15 protein-coding genes are annotated in these 14,800 nt (G+C 64.6%); 5 read left to right on the forward strand and 10 right to left on the reverse strand.

The annotated features are described in order from the left end of the window. Positions 1-50 precede the first annotated feature (50 nt). A complete protein-coding gene (gene fghA, locus AC1DX4_RS14090) occupies positions 51-923 on the forward strand; it encodes an S-formylglutathione hydrolase (protein WP_477220875.1) in 873 nt (290 codons plus the stop codon). Positions 924-947: 24 nt separating this feature from the next. On the opposite strand, the gene AC1DX4_RS14095 is transcribed toward fghA, so the two are convergent. The 6 genes from AC1DX4_RS14095 to AC1DX4_RS14120 all read right to left on the reverse strand — a co-directional run bounded on the left by AC1DX4_RS14095 (position 948) and on the right by AC1DX4_RS14120 (position 7,621). Beyond that, complete coding sequence (locus AC1DX4_RS14095; protein ID WP_477220876.1) at positions 948-1,880, reverse strand: nucleoside hydrolase; 933 nt, start codon at positions 1,878-1,880, stop codon at positions 948-950. An 11-nt stretch (positions 1,881-1,891) separates the two neighbouring features. Next, entirely contained in the window at positions 1,892-2,905 is a 1,014-nt protein-coding gene (locus AC1DX4_RS14100) for a nucleoside hydrolase (RefSeq protein ID WP_477220877.1), read from the reverse strand. Positions 2,906-2,915: 10 nt separating this feature from the next. After that, positions 2,916-3,902: an ABC transporter permease gene (locus AC1DX4_RS14105; protein ID WP_477220878.1), complete on the reverse strand. Its 987-nt coding sequence runs from the start codon at positions 3,900-3,902 to the stop codon at positions 2,916-2,918. Beyond that, positions 3,890-4,930, reverse strand: coding sequence for an ABC transporter permease (locus tag AC1DX4_RS14110; RefSeq protein WP_477220879.1), 1,041 nt, complete (start codon positions 4,928-4,930; stop codon positions 3,890-3,892). The genes AC1DX4_RS14105 and AC1DX4_RS14110 overlap by 13 nt, the downstream gene beginning before the upstream one ends. Next, positions 4,930-6,495 (reverse strand): ABC transporter ATP-binding protein, encoded by a 1,566-nt coding sequence (locus tag AC1DX4_RS14115; protein WP_477220880.1) that lies wholly within the window; start codon positions 6,493-6,495, stop codon positions 4,930-4,932. The genes AC1DX4_RS14110 and AC1DX4_RS14115 overlap by 1 nt, the downstream gene beginning before the upstream one ends. A 121-nt stretch (positions 6,496-6,616) precedes the next feature. Beyond that, the gene (locus tag AC1DX4_RS14120) at positions 6,617-7,621 is read right to left on the reverse strand and encodes a BMP family lipoprotein (protein WP_172232193.1); all 1,005 of its coding nucleotides are present in this window, start codon (positions 7,619-7,621) and stop codon (positions 6,617-6,619) included. A 255-nt stretch (positions 7,622-7,876) separates the two neighbouring features. Here AC1DX4_RS14120 and AC1DX4_RS14125 point away from each other — a divergent pair, with 255 nt between their 5' ends. Both AC1DX4_RS14125 and AC1DX4_RS14130 read left to right on the forward strand, forming a co-directional pair. Further along, positions 7,877-8,461 carry an amino acid synthesis family protein gene (locus AC1DX4_RS14125; RefSeq protein WP_027033912.1) on the forward strand — a complete coding sequence of 195 codons (585 nt, stop codon included), beginning with the start codon at positions 7,877-7,879 and terminating at the stop codon, positions 8,459-8,461. After that, on the forward strand, positions 8,458-9,042 hold the full coding sequence (locus AC1DX4_RS14130; RefSeq protein WP_477220881.1) for an amino acid synthesis family protein: 585 nt from the start codon (positions 8,458-8,460) through the stop codon (positions 9,040-9,042). Before AC1DX4_RS14125 ends, AC1DX4_RS14130 begins: the two co-directional genes overlap by 4 nt. A gap of 3 nt (positions 9,043-9,045) precedes the next feature. Here AC1DX4_RS14130 and AC1DX4_RS14135 read toward each other — a convergent pair whose 3' ends face one another. The 3 genes from AC1DX4_RS14135 to AC1DX4_RS14145 are packed head-to-tail and all read right to left on the reverse strand — an operon-like array spanning position 9,046 to position 11,498. Next, positions 9,046-10,236 (reverse strand): amidohydrolase family protein, encoded by a 1,191-nt coding sequence (locus tag AC1DX4_RS14135; protein WP_477220882.1) that lies wholly within the window; start codon positions 10,234-10,236, stop codon positions 9,046-9,048. A 41-nt stretch (positions 10,237-10,277) separates the two neighbouring features. After that, on the reverse strand, positions 10,278-10,811 hold the full coding sequence (locus AC1DX4_RS14140) for a MarR family winged helix-turn-helix transcriptional regulator (RefSeq protein ID WP_477220883.1): 534 nt from the start codon (positions 10,809-10,811) through the stop codon (positions 10,278-10,280). Between the two features lie 42 nt (positions 10,812-10,853). Next, positions 10,854-11,498 (reverse strand): cysteine hydrolase family protein, encoded by a 645-nt coding sequence (locus tag AC1DX4_RS14145; protein WP_477220884.1) that lies wholly within the window; start codon positions 11,496-11,498, stop codon positions 10,854-10,856. Positions 11,499-11,731: 233 nt separating this feature from the next. Between AC1DX4_RS14145 and AC1DX4_RS14150 the strand changes: the two genes are divergently transcribed. Beyond that, entirely contained in the window at positions 11,732-12,586 is an 855-nt protein-coding gene (locus tag AC1DX4_RS14150; protein ID WP_477220885.1) for an NAD-dependent epimerase/dehydratase family protein, read from the forward strand. Then, complete coding sequence (locus tag AC1DX4_RS14155; RefSeq protein WP_477220886.1) at positions 12,583-13,389, forward strand: SDR family NAD(P)-dependent oxidoreductase; 807 nt, start codon at positions 12,583-12,585, stop codon at positions 13,387-13,389. The genes AC1DX4_RS14150 and AC1DX4_RS14155 overlap by 4 nt, the downstream gene beginning before the upstream one ends. Positions 13,390-13,443: 54 nt before the next feature. On the opposite strand, the gene AC1DX4_RS14160 is transcribed toward AC1DX4_RS14155, so the two are convergent. Continuing rightward, positions 13,444-14,727: an NAD(P)/FAD-dependent oxidoreductase gene (locus AC1DX4_RS14160; RefSeq protein WP_477220887.1), complete on the reverse strand. Its 1,284-nt coding sequence runs from the start codon at positions 14,725-14,727 to the stop codon at positions 13,444-13,446. Positions 14,728-14,800: the final 73 nt, after the last annotated feature.

Genomic DNA, 14,800 nt, shown 5'->3' on the forward strand with positions numbered 1-14,800 from the left:
GTCCTTAGACAGGCGGCCTTGAAGGACGTTTGCCGAAGGCGGAGAAGAACATGTCGGACCGGATGAAGACCCTCTCCTCGGCCAAATCGCATGGCGGCGTGCAGGGCGTCTATTCCCACGCTTCGGAAACCTGCTCCTGCGACATGGCATTCGCCGTCTTTGTGCCGCCGCAGGCCCGTGAAAAACCTTGCCCTGTTGTATGGTACCTCTCCGGCCTCACCTGCACGCATGCCAATGTCATGGACAAGGGTGAGTACAGGCGCATGGCCGCCGAGCTTGGCCTGATCATCGTCTGCCCCGACACCAGTCCGCGTGGTGCCGATGTTCCCGACGAGAAGGACAATTGGCAGTTCGGCGGCGGCGCCGGTTTCTATGTCGATGCGACGCAAGCGCCCTACGCTACGAACTACCGCATGTATTCCTATGTCACCGAGGAACTGCCGGCGCTGATCGCGCAGGAATTTCCGGCGGATATGACGCGCCAGGCGATCTTTGGCCATTCGATGGGCGGGCATGGCGCACTGACGATCGCGCTCAAAAATCCCGAGCGCTTCAAAAGCTGCTCGGCCTTCGCGCCGATCGTGCAGCCGAGCACCGCCGGTTGGTCGAAGCCGGCCCTCGAGAAATATCTCGGCGCGGACGACACATCATGGCGGGGCTACGATGCCACCTTGCTCATCGAAGATGGCCACCGCTTCCCCGAGCTTTTCGTCGATCAGGGAACATCGGACGGATTTCTCAAGGACGGGCTGCGGCCCTGGCTTCTGGAAGCGGCCTGCGCCAAGGCCGGCATGGCGCTGACCCTGCGCATGCAGGACGGCTACGATCACTCATATTTCTTCATTTCGACATTCATGGACGACCATCTGCGATGGCATGCCCAAAGATTGTCTGACCCGGTCCACGGCACCGGGTCACGCTGAAGCAAGGGAATATCCCGAGCGGGTCTAATCCCGCAGCAGGTCGAACATCAGCTTGAAGAAACGGTCCGCGTCGACCTCATGGGCGATACGCGCATTGTCCTTCTCGCCGCGCTCGCCCCAGAAATCGGCGACCGTCGCACCGAACGCATAGGTGCCTGTGAGATCGACACCGATATGGGCCGGGCGCGTGCGCACCAATGTCGGGTCGATGGCCAAGGCCAGTGCCAACGGATCGTGCATGGCGCCGCCGACGCCCATCGAGCTGCGGTGCAGCTTCTCGTAGAACAGCAGCCAGTCATTGACGAGCTTGCCGAGCGGCGTGTCGATCGTCGCCAGCTCGGCATATTGCGGCGCCTCGATCAGCACCTGCATGGTGACGTCGAGCCCGACCATCAGGATCGGCACGCCGCTGTCCAGCACGATCTTCAGCGCCTCCGGGTCGCAGAAGGCGTTGAACTCGGTCGGCGTGATGATCTCGCTCTTGCGGTAAAACACGCCACCCATCCAGATCAATTCCCTAATCTTGGGCAGCACGTCGCGGTGCTTGAGGATCATCAGGCCGATATTGGTCAGCGGGCCGGTGGCGACGACGAGGATCGGTTCCGGGGCGGCGCGCAGCTTGTCGGCCAGGAAATCGACAGCGTGCTGGTCCACCGGCTTGATCGTGGCCTGCGGCAGATAGGGCGAGCCCTCGAGGCCGCTCGGACCATCGGCGGTGCCGAGCACCAGCGGGCGCGCCAGCGGACGGTGGCACCCTTGAGCGACTGGCACGTCGCCGGCGCCGATATATTCGAGGATGCGCAGCGCGTTGGCTGTCGTCTTCTCGACCTCGGCATTGCCGCAGGTGGTGGTGACGCCGATGAGTTCGATGGCCGGCGAGCGATGCGCCATGACCAGCGCGATGGCGTCGTCGTGGCCGGGGTCGCAGTCGAACAGGATGGGAGTTGCAATGGTCATTTTATCGGTCCTCACGCCGCTTGTTCGTAGCGCGCGATGGTTTGCTTGAAGATGTTGAGGAAGCGGCGTCCGTCGAGATCGGTGCAGATGCGGGTGGTCTTCGGACCGCCGCCGGGCAGCAATTGCCGGCCGCGATGGGCAACCGTCTGGCCGCGGGCGAGGCGCCCGTCGAGCACGACATCGACGAAGAGCGGTTCGGTCATGGTGGCAAGCGCCGGGTCGAAGGCCAGTGCCACGGTGATGACGTCGTCCATCGGGAAGCCGACCAGGTCGAAGAACTCGCGCCAGATATCGATGTAGATCGGGAAGCTGTCGGCGATCATCTCGAAGACGGGGTTCTTCCGGGCAACGGCCTCCATGTCGGCAATGTCGTCGCGCGTCAGCATCGAGGCGGCGACGCGGTTGTCCTCGCAGATGTCGAGCGGCACCAGGATCTTGTCGACGTCGGCGTTGAGCACGATGCGCGATGCCTCCGGGTCGGCCCAGATGTTGTATTCCGACAGCGGCGTCATGTTTCCGGGCGTCTGGAAGTTGCCGCCAAGCACCAGGAGCCGCTTGAGCGCGCCCGTCAGGCGCGGCTCCTGCAGCAGTGCCATCGCGGCATTGGTCAGCGGCCCCGTCGTCACCAGCGTGATCTCGCCCGGATTGGCCATCACCGTATCGATGATGAAGTCGACGGCATGGCCTGGCGTTGCCTGGCGTGACGGCGTCGGCGCCGGCGGGTTGAACTTCTTCAGCCGGTCGCCGAAGCGGGCGACGAGCCGCTTTTCGAAATGCACAGGCGCCTCCATGTCGGCCTTGGAGTTGCCGACGATCGGCCGCCAGGCGCCGGCGTGGACCGGGATATCGTCGCGCCCGGCAAGCGTCAGCGTGTTGAGGACGACATTCGTGACCTGCTCGATCGGGCCGGCGGCACCGGTGACGGTGGTGACGCCTTCGAGCCGGACATTCGGGTTCGCCGCGGCAAACAGCACAGCGAGAATATCGTCGCCGGCAGAATCCACGTCGAGGATTATGCGTTCCATGAGAGTTCCTTCATTGCGGATTTTTGTCGACCGGGGCGCTGTTCCTGTCCACCGACAGAAGTTTCTGCATCGACGCCAGCGTCTCCTTGATGATCCTTGGCCGCGCCCGGTAGGACAGCGCGAACAGCGCCGTCAGCGCGACGACATAGGGTACGGTCAGCACCAGATAGGACGGGAAGCCGAAGGTCTGCAGGCGGAGCGAGAAGGCATCGGCGAAGCCGAACAAAAGGCAGCCGGCCAGCACCTTCAGCGGATCGCCATTGGAAAAGATCAGGATCGCCACCGCCATGAAGCCGCGGCCCGAGGACATGTTCTCGGTGAACATGGTGATGTAGCCGAGCGACAGATGCGCGCCGGCCAGTCCCGCCAGTAATCCGCACAGCAGCGAGGCGGTGTAGCGGACGCGGGTGATCGAGATGCCGAGCGCCTCGGCGGCTTCGGGCTTTTCACCAACGACGCGGATATAGAGGCCGAGCCGGGTGCGGTTGTAGAACAGCACCAGCAGCGGCACCGCGAGGAAGGCGACATAGACGATCGGCGTGAAGCCCGAGATCAGCGGCGCCCATGAGCCGAGCAGTGCCTGGGCGCCGGGTATCTGCACCTTGGGCAGGCCGACAATGCCGTGACCGACGATCGATCCGCGCGTGCCGAAAATCGCTTTCATCAGCGAGATCGTCATGCCGCCGGCAAGGATGTTGAGCGCCAGGCCGACGACCACTTCATTGGCCCGGAACGTCACCACCAGCACGGCAAAGGCGAGCGCGAAGGCAAGCGCCGCGGCGACGCCGCAGGCGACGCCTGCAAATGCCGAGCCCGTCCAGATAGAGCCGATGACGGCGAAGAAGGCGCCGGCCAGCATCTGACCCTCGAGGCCGATGTTGAAGATGCCGGCCTTGGTGGTGAACGAGCCGCCGAGCGCCACCAGGAGAATTGGCGCGGTGGTGCGCAGCGTCGCGGCGATCAGCGCGACGTTGATCAGCTTGTCTAGAATTTCCATCGCCGCTCCCCCGCCTGGCTGTCGCCACGGCGTTTGATCAGAACCTGCGCCGAGACGCTGAGGATGATCAGCGCCTGGATCACGGTGATGATTTCGCGCGAGGCGCTGGTGTCGACCTCGAGCAGCAGCGATCCGCTGCGCAGCGCGCCAAAGAACAGCGCGGTGACGATGGTGGCGACCGGCGAGCCATTGGCGAGCAGGGCGGCGATCAATCCGTCGAAGCCGAAGCCTGGGGCAAAGCCCTCCATGAACCGGTGATGCACACCGAGCGTTTCGACCCCGCCGGCGAGGCCGCCGACGGCGCCCGAAAGCAGCAACACGACAAAGCCCTGCCGTTTCACGTTGACGCCACCATACTCAGCGAATTTCGGCGCCGATCCGACCATGGTCACGCCATAGCCCCAGCTGGTGTAGCGGAAGACCAGCGCGACACCGACCGCCAGCAGCAGGCCAATCACCAGCCCCCAGTTCAACCGCGAGAAGGAAAAGATCTCCGGCAGATAGGCTGTCGCCAGGATCGGCGGGGTCTCCGACCAGCCGCCGGGGCGCTTGAACAGGAAGATGGTGAAATAGGAGGTCAGCAGCACGGCGATGTAGTTCGACAGGATCGTCGAGACGACTTCGTTGGTGTTGTAGCGGGCGCGGAAATAGGCGGGAATGGCGACCCAGGCAGCGCCCGCGACGACAGCCAGCGCCAGTGCCGCCAGTGTATGAATGCCCGCGGGCAGGGAAAAGCTGAAGCCGACCCAGGCGGCGGCAAACCCGCCGAGGAACAATTGGCCCTCGATGCCGACATTGAACATGCCGCCGCGCAGGCCGATGCAGGCCGCAACGCCGCAGATCAGGATCGGCGTCGTCTGCAGCAGGGTACCGGCAATCTTTTCCTGGTCACCAAAGGCGCCGCGCAACAGCGTCATCAAGACATGCACCGGGCTTTCGCCGACCAGGAGGATGATGATCGCCCCCAAGAACAACGCCACGGCAACGGCAATGATCTGGCCGGAAAAGGCGCGCAAACGGTCGCTCATCATGCGTGCTCCAGCTGCGGTGAAACGCCCGCCATCATCATGCCGATCCTGTCTTCGTCGGCGTCGTCGCCGGCGACTTCGCCCATGATCCGCCCGTTGAACATCACCAGGATGCGGTCGGCGAGCGCGGCCAGTTCGTCAAGCTGCACGGAAATCAAGAGGATGGCACGGCCGGCTGCGCGCTGGCGCATGATCTCGTCATGGATGGCTTCCTGGGCGCCGATATCGACGCCGCGCGTCGGCTGATCGATCAGCAGGAAGTCGGCGCCATTGGTGAACTCGCGCGCCAGCACCACCTTCTGGATATTGCCGCCCGAAAGCCGTTTGACGGCATCGCCCGCTCCTTGCGCGCGGATATCGAAGCTCTTGATCAGCGCTCCGGCATTTTGCGCGATCGCCTTCCAGTCGAGCACGCCATTGCGACTCCATGGCGCACGATGCTGGCGGCCCATCAGTGTGTTTGCTGCGATCGACGCATTGCGATCGACCCCGCGCACCATGCGGTCGCCCGGAACATGGGCAAGGCCCGCCTCGCGGATTGCGGCGGTGGAGAGCGTGGTGAGGTCCTGGCCCTTCAGCCGGGCCTCGCCATGGCTTGCTGGCCGCAGACCCGAAAGCACTTCCGCCAGTTCCGTCTGCCCATTGCCGGCGACGCCCGCAATCCCCACCACCTCGCCGGAGCGGACAGTGAAACTGGCATTGCGAAGAGCCGGCAGCCGGCGGTCGTCGCGCGCCCACAAATCCCTGACTTCAAGGACCACGTCGCCCTGCAGCGCCGCGCGCGGCCGCCGGTCGAAACTGACCTCGCGGCCGACCATCATGCGCACCAGCTCGTCCTTGTTGAGTTCCGATGTCGGGCGGGTCGCGACCTTACGGCCGTTGCGCAGCACCGTCACCGTGTCGGACACCTCCATCACCTCCTCCAGATGGTGCGAGATGAAGATCACCGTCATGCCCTCGGCCACGAAGCTGCGCAGCGTCTGGAACAGTTCGCGGCTCTCCTGCGGCGTCAGCACCGCGGTCGGCTCGTCGAGGATGATGGTGCGGGCACCACGCACCAGAACTTTCAGGATTTCGATGCGCTGCTCGATGCCGACCGAGAGCAGCCCGACGCGCTCGGTCGCATCGACATGCAGCCCGAAGCGCTTCGACAGTTCCTGCGTGCGCGCGATCTGCGCGGCATGGTCGATCAGCCCATGACGGCGGATTTCCATGCCGAGAAAGACATTGTCGGCGACCGAGAGCGAGGGAACCAGCTTGAAATGCTGGTGCACCATGCCGAGCCCCGCCTTGATGGCCGCGGCCGGGTCGGCGACCACCGTCGCCTCGCCATTCAGCCGGATCGAGCCTTCGTCGGGCTGCAGCAGGCCGAACAGGATGTTCATCAGCGTCGTCTTGCCGGCGCCGTTCTCGCCGATAATGGCGTGGATCTCGCCCCGGCGCACGGCAAGATCGATGCCGTCATTGGCAATGAAGGCGCCAAAACGCTTGGTGATGGCAGTCAGCTCGACAGCCATCGCGGCAGTGTTGTGGAGGGTCGGGGACCCCGGCGCGTTCGACACCATTGCTCTCGCAGATTGGGGCTCTCGCAGATTGCGAGCTCTCGAAGATGGGACACTGATCCGCCGCGGCATGCCGCGGCGGATCAGTGTAGCGCTTTCTTGGGAGGGATGCGCTGTTGCTGGCCTATTTCGCCTTGGCGATCACGATCTTGCCGTCGAGGATGCCCTTCTTGATCTCGTCCAGCTTGGTCGTCACGTCGGCCGGGATCTTCGGTGCAATGTCGTCGCAGACCTTGAACTCGACGCCGCCCGACGCCAGGTCGAAGGTGCGGGTGCCGGCGGTGACCTTGTTGCCGCCGACCTCGTCCTTGATCAGCGTGTAGACGGCGATATCCCCGCGCTTCAGCATGCTGCCGAGCACATTTCCGGGGGCCGTGCCGCACATGTCGATATCGACGCCGATCGAATATTTGTCGGCCGCGGCACTGGCCTGCATGACGCCTTCACCGGTCGGGCCGGCAACGTTGTAGACGATGTCGGAGCCCTGGCCGTACAGCGCCTGCGCGAGCTCGCTGCCCTTGGCCGGATCGTCGAAGGTGCCGGCGAAGACGGAGTTCACCTTGACATCGGGCGCGGCGTATTTGGCGCCTTGCTCGTAGCCGCCAAGGAAGTTGCGGATCACCGGGATGTCGCGGCCGCCGACGAAGCCGATTGCCTTGCCGTCGCCGATCTTGGGAAATTCACTGCCCTTGGCCTCGATCATGCTGGCCAGCGCGCCGGCGACGAACGAGCCCTGCTCCTCGGCGAAATTGGCATAGATCATCTTGGGATTGTCGAGCACGCCATCGATGAAGACGAAGCGCTGGTCAGGGTATTCCTTGCTGACCTTCTGCAGCGAATCCACCAGCTCCCAGCCCATCACGAAGATGAGATCGTACTGTTTGCCTTTGGCGAGGTTTTCGAACTGCTCCTCATAATCCAAGGCACGATTGCCGGTGTCGACCAGCTTGAGGTCGATGCCGAAATCGGTCTTGGCCTTGTTGAGACCGTTGACGATCGAAACGCCAAAACCCTGTGCAAAATAACCCGAGATGGCGGCCACCGAAACCTTGGCCTGTGCGGCGGCCGATCCCAACGAAACAGCCAGCATCGTGCCGGCCAGAAACAAACTCTTGAGCGCCCTTGTCATGTTATTCCCCTTCAGCTTTTTTCAGCTTTTGAAGCCACGCCTTGACCATCCCCCACATATCGCCGGAATGCCGGCGAGTTCGTTGATGGTCATATGAGTTTAGGAGCGGCTAAACAGGCTGTCAATCGTCATCCGATGCAGTTTTCTCAGGCCCGTCATCCGCGTCCTTCACCTCTTCGCTTGACAAATATCGCGATGCATAATTGTTGATACTCTAACGAGTTTTCACGAGTGACGGGACGAAGGATACGCGCAATGCCAGCTGTGGTGGTCAGGAAATTTCTGGTCCAGGTCGAGGAGATCTTCCATGAGGGCGGGCCGCCCGCGGCACGCCCGCCCAAGCGCGGCGCGATCGTCGCCGTCATCGCCAACCCCTTTGCCGGACGCTACGTCGAAGAGATCACCGGCTTCATGGAAGATCTGAAGCCGCTCGGCCTTGAAATGGCGCGGCGCCTGATCGACGCCATGGGCGATGGCGTCGCCGCTGTCGAAGGCTATGGCAAAGGTGCGATCGTCGGCGCCGCCGGCGAGCTTGAACACGGCGCGCTCTGGCACAATCCGGGCGGCTACGCGATGCGCGAACTTCTCGGCGACGCCAAGGCCATCGTGCCCTCGACCAAGAAGGTCGGCGGTCCCGGGACGCGCATCGACATTCCGATCACCCACATCAACGCCTCCTACGTGCGCAGCCATTTCGACGCGATCGAGATCGGCGTCGGCGATGCGCCGCGCAGCGACGAGATGGCGGTCATCCTGGCAATGACCACCGGCGCGCGCGTTCATGCGCGGGTCGGCGGCCTGGCGGCGGCCGACATCAAGGGCGAGGACGGATTGCGATGAGCATGGAAATCCGCCGCATCATCACCATCGTCGAGGAAACCCGGATCGAAGGCGGCCGCCCGGTCGACCCGCCGACGCGGCGTGCCGCGGCGATCGCGGTGATCCGCAACCCTCATGCCGGCACGTTTGTCGAGGATCTGTCGGCGTTGAGCGCGATTGGCGAGGCCCTGGGCGATATCTTGCCCAGGCGCGCCGTCGCTGCGCTCGGCATTGCCGGCGATCAGGTCGAGAGCTTCGGCAAGGCAGCCGCCGTCGGCGCCGACGGCGAGTTGGAACATGCCGCCGCCATCCTTCACCCAACGCTCGGCGCCCCGTTCCGTGACGTGCTGGGCAAGGGCGCCGCGCTCATTCCCTCGTCGAAGAAGCGCGGCGGTCTCGGCGTGCCGCTCGACATTCCGCTCGGCCACAAGGACGCGGCGAGGGTGCGCAGCCATTTCGACGGCATGGAGGTCCGCGTCCCCGATGCGCCGCGCGCCGACGAGATCGTCGTCGCCATCGCCGTCACCGATTCCGGCAGGCCGCACCCGCGCGTCGGCGGGCTGACCAAGGACAAGATCGTCGGGGTTGACGGTGTGAGCTGACCGTCAGGCAGCCCTGACTTCCGGCACCCGCATCGCCGGCGGGGTGTTGCGGCTGCGGCCGGTGCGCACCTCGCCGTCGATGACGACCATGCCGATGCCCGGCAGATTGCCGAGCGCCACGCTGTCGAGAAGGCCGTCGCCGGCTCCGCCCATCGCCTGGTCGATGAAGATCAGGTCGGCGGCGCGGCCGATTTCGATGATGCCGCGATCGGTCAGTCCGCGCACGCGTGCCGTGTTGCCGCTGGCAAGGCAGAACGCCACTTCCGGCGCGATGCCGCCCAGCGAAGCCAACATGGTCATGATCCTCAAAATGCCGAGCGGCTGCACGCCGGATCCAGCCGGGCTGTCGGTGCCGAGGATGACGCGCGAAAGCTCGCCGCGCTGTCTTGCCAGGTCGAGCACGAACAGTCCGGTGCGCAGATTGCCGTTGTGGACGATTTCGAGCGCCCGAGAGCCTTTTTCGCAGATCTGCCGGATCTCGGCTTCGGGAAGCGCCGTCGGTCCGCCATTGACGTGGGCAACGATGTCGGCGTCGACCTCCAGCACGACGTCCGCACCGATGCGGCCGGAGCCGGGCAGGGACGGTCCGCCCGTGTGGGTCATCGAGGTCATGCCGTATTTGCGCGCCCAAGCAATCATCTGCCGGCCGGTCGGGCCATCCTTGACGCCGCCAAGTCCGACCTCGCCGACGAGTGTCACGCCGGCTTCGGCGAGGGTGCGGAAATCCTCCTCGGTGAGGCCGGGCTCCAGGATCGGCGCGCCGGCCAGGATTTTCATGCCGTTGGGGCGGAAGTTGGAGAAGGTGCGCTGCGCCGCGATCGCCAGCGCCTTCAGGCCGACCAGGTCGCGCGGGCGGCCCGGCGTGTGGACCTCTCCTGCCGAAATGATCGTGGTGACGCCGCCATGCACGGTCGAATCCATCCAGCCGATCTGGTTTTGCCGCGGCGTCCAGTCGCCGGCCACCGGATGAGCATGGTTGTCGATAAGCCCCGGTGCGACCGCGCAACCCATCGCATCGATGATCGTCGCCGCCTTGCCGCTGTCGACGTCACCGGCCTTGCCAATGCCTGAGATGCGCCCGTCGGTCACGACGATGGTGTCGGCGTCGAGGATCGGCTGGCCGAGGTCACCGCTCAGCAGGAGGCCGATATTGCGGATGACGAGCGTGGCAGACGACTTGGGGTCGGACGACATTGGTTCTCATTTCTGCTGGTATGGAAAGGTCTGGACGCGGCCTACTTGCCGCCGTCGCCATTCGATGGATCGTCGTCATTGATGCGCTGGAGCAGCCGGAGCAGAGTCGTTTGCTCGGTGGGTGACAGCGGCGACAGGAAACGGCGTCCGACCTCGACGCTGCGTGCGAGCCGCTCGAGCGTATATTCGGTACCTTTTTCGGTCAGTGCGATCATCGACAGGCGCTGGTCGGTGTCGGATGCGCTGCGCGTGATCAGCTCGTGTTTGAGCAATTTGCGCATGACGATGCTGATGGTTGACGGGTCCATCGCCGTCAGCCGGCCGAGATGGTTCTGCGAGACCTCGCCATGTTTGAGGATCGTGGCAAGGGCTGCGAACTGGGTCGGCGAAAGGTCTTCGCCGGCCATGACCTGTTGGAAACGCAGCGTCGCGCGCTGATGCGCCTTGCGGATAACGTGCGCCGGGTGCTGGTCCAGCGCGTAGCCGGTCTCAGCGTATCGCTCCAGCACCTGCTCACGGGGTAGTGGTTCCCGCTTCGGTGTCGCGCTTTTCTCGGGTTTCTTTTCGGTCGTCAAACCGGACTCCTGTTGCCTGTCTCGGATGCCGCTGGCTCTAGCTCAAGCCGCGACTTCGGTCGGTTGCAGCGACGTCCCGTCGCGAAGGGCCGCGACGACATCAGCCGAATCGCTGACCACGCCGAAATGCGTCGCTATGTCGTAGAGCGAGCTTTCCTGCTCGCGCGGTCCCGTCGCCGCGCAGCAATCGCTCGGCACGACCACCTCATAGCCCTGGAAAAAGGCGTCGTGGACGGTCGATCGCACGCAGATGTTGGTGACCACGCCGAAGATGACCAACTGGTCGACCTGCATATCCCTGAGCGTCAGATCGAGGTCAGTCTGGAAGAAGGCTGAGTAGCGCCGCTTGATGACATGGATCTCATCGTCGCGGGCGCCGAGATCCTCGATGATCTCCGGTCCCCAGCTGCCCTCCACGCAATGCGGCGTGCGCTTGACCCATTCGCGCTCGCGGCGCATGCCCGGCCGGTGCGCATCATGGACCCAGATCACCGGCACGCCGCGCGCGCGGGCGGCCTCGATAACAGCCAGCTGCGGCGCCACCAGCGTCTCATATCCCGGCAGCACCATGGCCCCGCCGGGTTTGCAGAACTCGTTGACCATATCGATGACGATAATGGCTGCGCGTTGCGGATCAAGGCGCATCGCGTCATCGTGCCGATGTGAGGAAAAAACGTCCACGGCCATGGCGGACTCCTTTGTCGATCGTTGATACTCATACAAAAAACTGTCGCAGATGCCAAGTCAATCCCGTTCGAAGCAAAGCCTGATTGCCAAGCCTGCGCAAGCCGCTCCGAGACGTGCCCACGTTGCTTTTTGCCACGAAATCACGTTGACAAGGAACACCGATCAAGTGTTCGATTTGTATGACCATCAATGATATTCAATTATCCGGACCGAGCCGGGCCGAGGGCTGAGACATGAGGACGACCGTTACCGGATCAAGTGGCCTGCTTGGCCGCCATGTCGCGGCGGCGCTGGTCGCGGCCGGTCATGATGTCACGGGCATCGATACCGTGGCGCCGGGCACGGCACCGTGGCGGCATGCCACCGCCGACCTGACCGATCTGGGATCGACCCTGCAGCTGGTGCGCGATTGCGATGCCGTCGTCCATATCGCGGCCATTCCGCGCCCGACAGGACGGGCCGGCGGCGAGGTGTTCAAGACCAATGTCGCAACCGCCTACAATGTCGTCGAGGCCGCGGCCATGGCTGGTATCGGGCGCTTCGTCTATGCTTCGTCCTTCAGCGTCTTCGGCTATCCCTTCTTCGAGAAGACGGTCGTTCCGCCATATCTGCCGGTCGATATGAACCATCCGGTCGGCGCGCAGGACCCTTACGGCCTGTCGAAATGGCTGGGCGAGGAAATCGTCGACGCGGCGGTGCGCAGAAGTGCCTTTTCGGCGGTCAGCATCCGCATGCCATGGATCCAGACCCCGCAATCCTTCTTCGCCGGCGTCGGCCCGCGCCGCGCCACCGCCGACAGCGCCCGCGACCTGTGGGCCTATCTCGACGCGCGCGATGCCGGGCAGGGCTTTCTGCGGGCGCTGGAATGGCAAGGCGACGGCCATCTGCGCGTCCTGCTCAGCGCTGCCGACACCTTCATGGAAGAAGAAACCGAAGCGCTGGTGCGCCGGGTCTATCCAGGCGTTGCCCTGTCGCGGCCGATCGCCGGTTTCGGTTCCATGCTCGATACGATCCATGCGCGCGAAACGCTCGGCTTCGAGCCACAGCATTCATGGCGTTCCTATCCACAGCCGGAGACCGAGGGATGAAAAGGTTCGACCAGAAGAAGGTCCTTGTCACCGGCGGCGCCGGCGCCATCGGCAGCGCTGCCGTCCGGCGCTTCCTCGACGAAGGCGCGCGCGTCGCCATTGTCGATCGCAACGGCGCTGCGGCCCGCGAGCTGGCTCGCGCTCTCGGCGACAACACCATCGCCATCGAAGCCGACGTCACCGACGAGAAGACTGTGCGCGGCGCCGTCGCAACCATCGTCGAGACATTCGGCGGGCTGGATGTGGTGTTCAACAATGCCGGCATTTCCGGCGTCGTCGCTCCCGTGCACGAACTGCCGGTGGAGGATTGGGACACCATCATCCGCATCAATCTGCGCGGCATCTTCCTCGTCCTGCAGGCATCGCTCCAGGCGATGATCAAGGCCGGGGCCGGTGGCTCGATCGTCAATATGGGCTCGTCCATGGCCGGTTGGGACGTGCTTGCGGGCGGCGCCGGCTATGTCGCCTCCAAACACGGCGTGGTCGGGCTGACGCGGGTGGCAGCACTCGACGCCGCGCCCTATGGCATCCGCGTCAACGCCATCTGCCCGGGCGTGATCGAGACGACGCTCGGCGTGCCGGCCTCCGGCGACGGCGATTTCAAGAGCAGCGTCCAGCATTTCGCCGACCGCATCCCGTTGCGCCGTATCGGCCAGCCGGACGACGTCGCGGCTGCCGTGGCGTTCCTCGCTTCGGACGAGGCAAAGCATGTCACCGGTGTCGACTGGCTGATCGACGGCGGCCAGACCTTGCAGAGCTGGGCCAACGCGCCGGCCGGCGACGCGTTTCCAAAGTATTGTTAGGTAAGGAAGCCGTCGCCGTCCGATAGGCCGTCGCGTCGGGACGAACTCTTCGCGTTAGACGCCGAAGCGGTCCTTCAATCGCCCCGAAAGGATCGCGGCCTTCACCCCGAGCGGCCAGAAGCGGTGAAACCGGATCGGCTTGAGCGGCGATATCGGCATGGGAAACGGCGTCGCCTCGTCGCCGCGCAGGCGCTGCGCCAGGGCGGCGCCCATCGCCGAGGCCATGGCGACGCCACGGCCATTGTAGCCAAGGCAGATCAGCACGCCGTCTTCCGGCTCATGAACATGCAGAAGGTGATCCTTGGTGATCGCAACCCGGCCGTTCCAGGCGTGCGTCCAGCGTGTTCCCGCAAGCACCGGCCAGAGCCGCAGCGCATAGTCGGTGAGGTAGCGGATGGCGGACGCATCGCCGATGGGTTTCATCGGCCCGCGGCCGCCCATGAGCAGGCGCTTCTCGGCGTCGATGCGGTAGTAGACGGTGATGTTGCCGGCCTCGTAGAGGACGGGCCTTTCGGGGAGGATTGCGGCCGCGACCGCCGGCGCAAGCGGTTCGGTCGCCGCGATCGCGCTGAACACCGGAACCAGCGATTGCCCCAGGCCCGGCCACAGGGTTCCGGTGTAGCCGTTGGTCGCGATAAGAACCTTCTCGGCGCTGACCGAGCCGTTCGCGGTTTTGAGGAGCCATCGTCCGGCCTCCCTCTTCAGCGAAAGCACTTCGCTGCCGCCGAATACCCGCGCGCCGGCGCTCTTGGCTGCGGTTGCCAGGCCAATTGTGTATTTCAAGGGGTGGAGGTCGCCGCCGCGGGCGTCGAACATGCCGGATATGTATCTGTCGGTTCCCGTGCGCGTTGCCATCGCCTGCGCGTCAAGCATGCTGACAGGCATTCCTCGCCGTTCGCATTGCGCTGATGTGGTCCGCACCGCGGCTTCCGGCTTCGGCCGGATCGCCGCGCGTATGGTGCCGTTCTGCCGCGCCTCGCATGCGATCGACAGGCGTCTGATCAGGCCGAAGGTGAAATCCGGCGCGCCATAGGAGAAATCGATCATCCGAGGCCCAAGCTCGGGGCCGAACATCGTCTCGATCGTGTCGGGATCGTATTTGAGCCCGGGATTGACCTGGCCGCCATTCCTGCCCGACGCGCCCCAGCCCGGCTGCTGGGCCTCGAGCACGGCAACGTCGTCGCCGGCTTCCGCCAGATGCAGGGCGGTCGCAAGGCCGGTGAAGCCACCGCCGACAATGGCCACCCGTGCCCGCTGCGCGCCGGCAAGGGCAGGGTAATTGGCGGTGCCGCCGGCCGTTTCGCGGTAGAGGCTCCGGGGCGGGCTGCTTTCAAGCATAGGGCAGGCTCTTACGACAAGGTGACTGGTCTGATGGTGGCGTGACTGCGTCCGCGAGGGGGACCCCACGGAA

The sequence above is a fragment of the Mesorhizobium sp. P3_A8 genome, assembly GCF_056402995.1.

Excerpts from the sequence above, each read along its gene's own strand:
- fghA (WP_477220875.1), top strand. The coding sequence starts at position 51 with ATGTCGGACCGGATGAAGACCCTCTCCTCGGCCAAATCGCATGGCGGC.
- AC1DX4_RS14095 (WP_477220876.1), bottom strand. The coding sequence starts at position 1,880 with ATGACCATTGCAACTCCCATCCTGTTCGACTGCGACCCCGGCCACGAC.
- AC1DX4_RS14100 (WP_477220877.1), bottom strand. The coding sequence starts at position 2,905 with ATGGAACGCATAATCCTCGACGTGGATTCTGCCGGCGACGATATTCTC.
- AC1DX4_RS14105 (WP_477220878.1), bottom strand. The coding sequence starts at position 3,902 with ATGGAAATTCTAGACAAGCTGATCAACGTCGCGCTGATCGCCGCGACG.
- AC1DX4_RS14110 (WP_477220879.1), bottom strand. The coding sequence starts at position 4,930 with ATGAGCGACCGTTTGCGCGCCTTTTCCGGCCAGATCATTGCCGTTGCC.
- AC1DX4_RS14115 (WP_477220880.1), bottom strand. The coding sequence starts at position 6,495 with ATGGTGTCGAACGCGCCGGGGTCCCCGACCCTCCACAACACTGCCGCG.
- AC1DX4_RS14120 (WP_172232193.1), bottom strand. The coding sequence starts at position 7,621 with ATGACAAGGGCGCTCAAGAGTTTGTTTCTGGCCGGCACGATGCTGGCT.
- AC1DX4_RS14125 (WP_027033912.1), top strand. The coding sequence starts at position 7,877 with ATGCCAGCTGTGGTGGTCAGGAAATTTCTGGTCCAGGTCGAGGAGATC.
- AC1DX4_RS14130 (WP_477220881.1), top strand. The coding sequence starts at position 8,458 with ATGAGCATGGAAATCCGCCGCATCATCACCATCGTCGAGGAAACCCGG.
- AC1DX4_RS14135 (WP_477220882.1), bottom strand. The coding sequence starts at position 10,236 with ATGTCGTCCGACCCCAAGTCGTCTGCCACGCTCGTCATCCGCAATATC.
- AC1DX4_RS14145 (WP_477220884.1), bottom strand. The coding sequence starts at position 11,498 with ATGGCCGTGGACGTTTTTTCCTCACATCGGCACGATGACGCGATGCGC.
- AC1DX4_RS14150 (WP_477220885.1), top strand. The coding sequence starts at position 11,732 with ATGAGGACGACCGTTACCGGATCAAGTGGCCTGCTTGGCCGCCATGTC.
- AC1DX4_RS14155 (WP_477220886.1), top strand. The coding sequence starts at position 12,583 with ATGAAAAGGTTCGACCAGAAGAAGGTCCTTGTCACCGGCGGCGCCGGC.
- AC1DX4_RS14160 (WP_477220887.1), bottom strand. The coding sequence starts at position 14,727 with ATGCTTGAAAGCAGCCCGCCCCGGAGCCTCTACCGCGAAACGGCCGGC.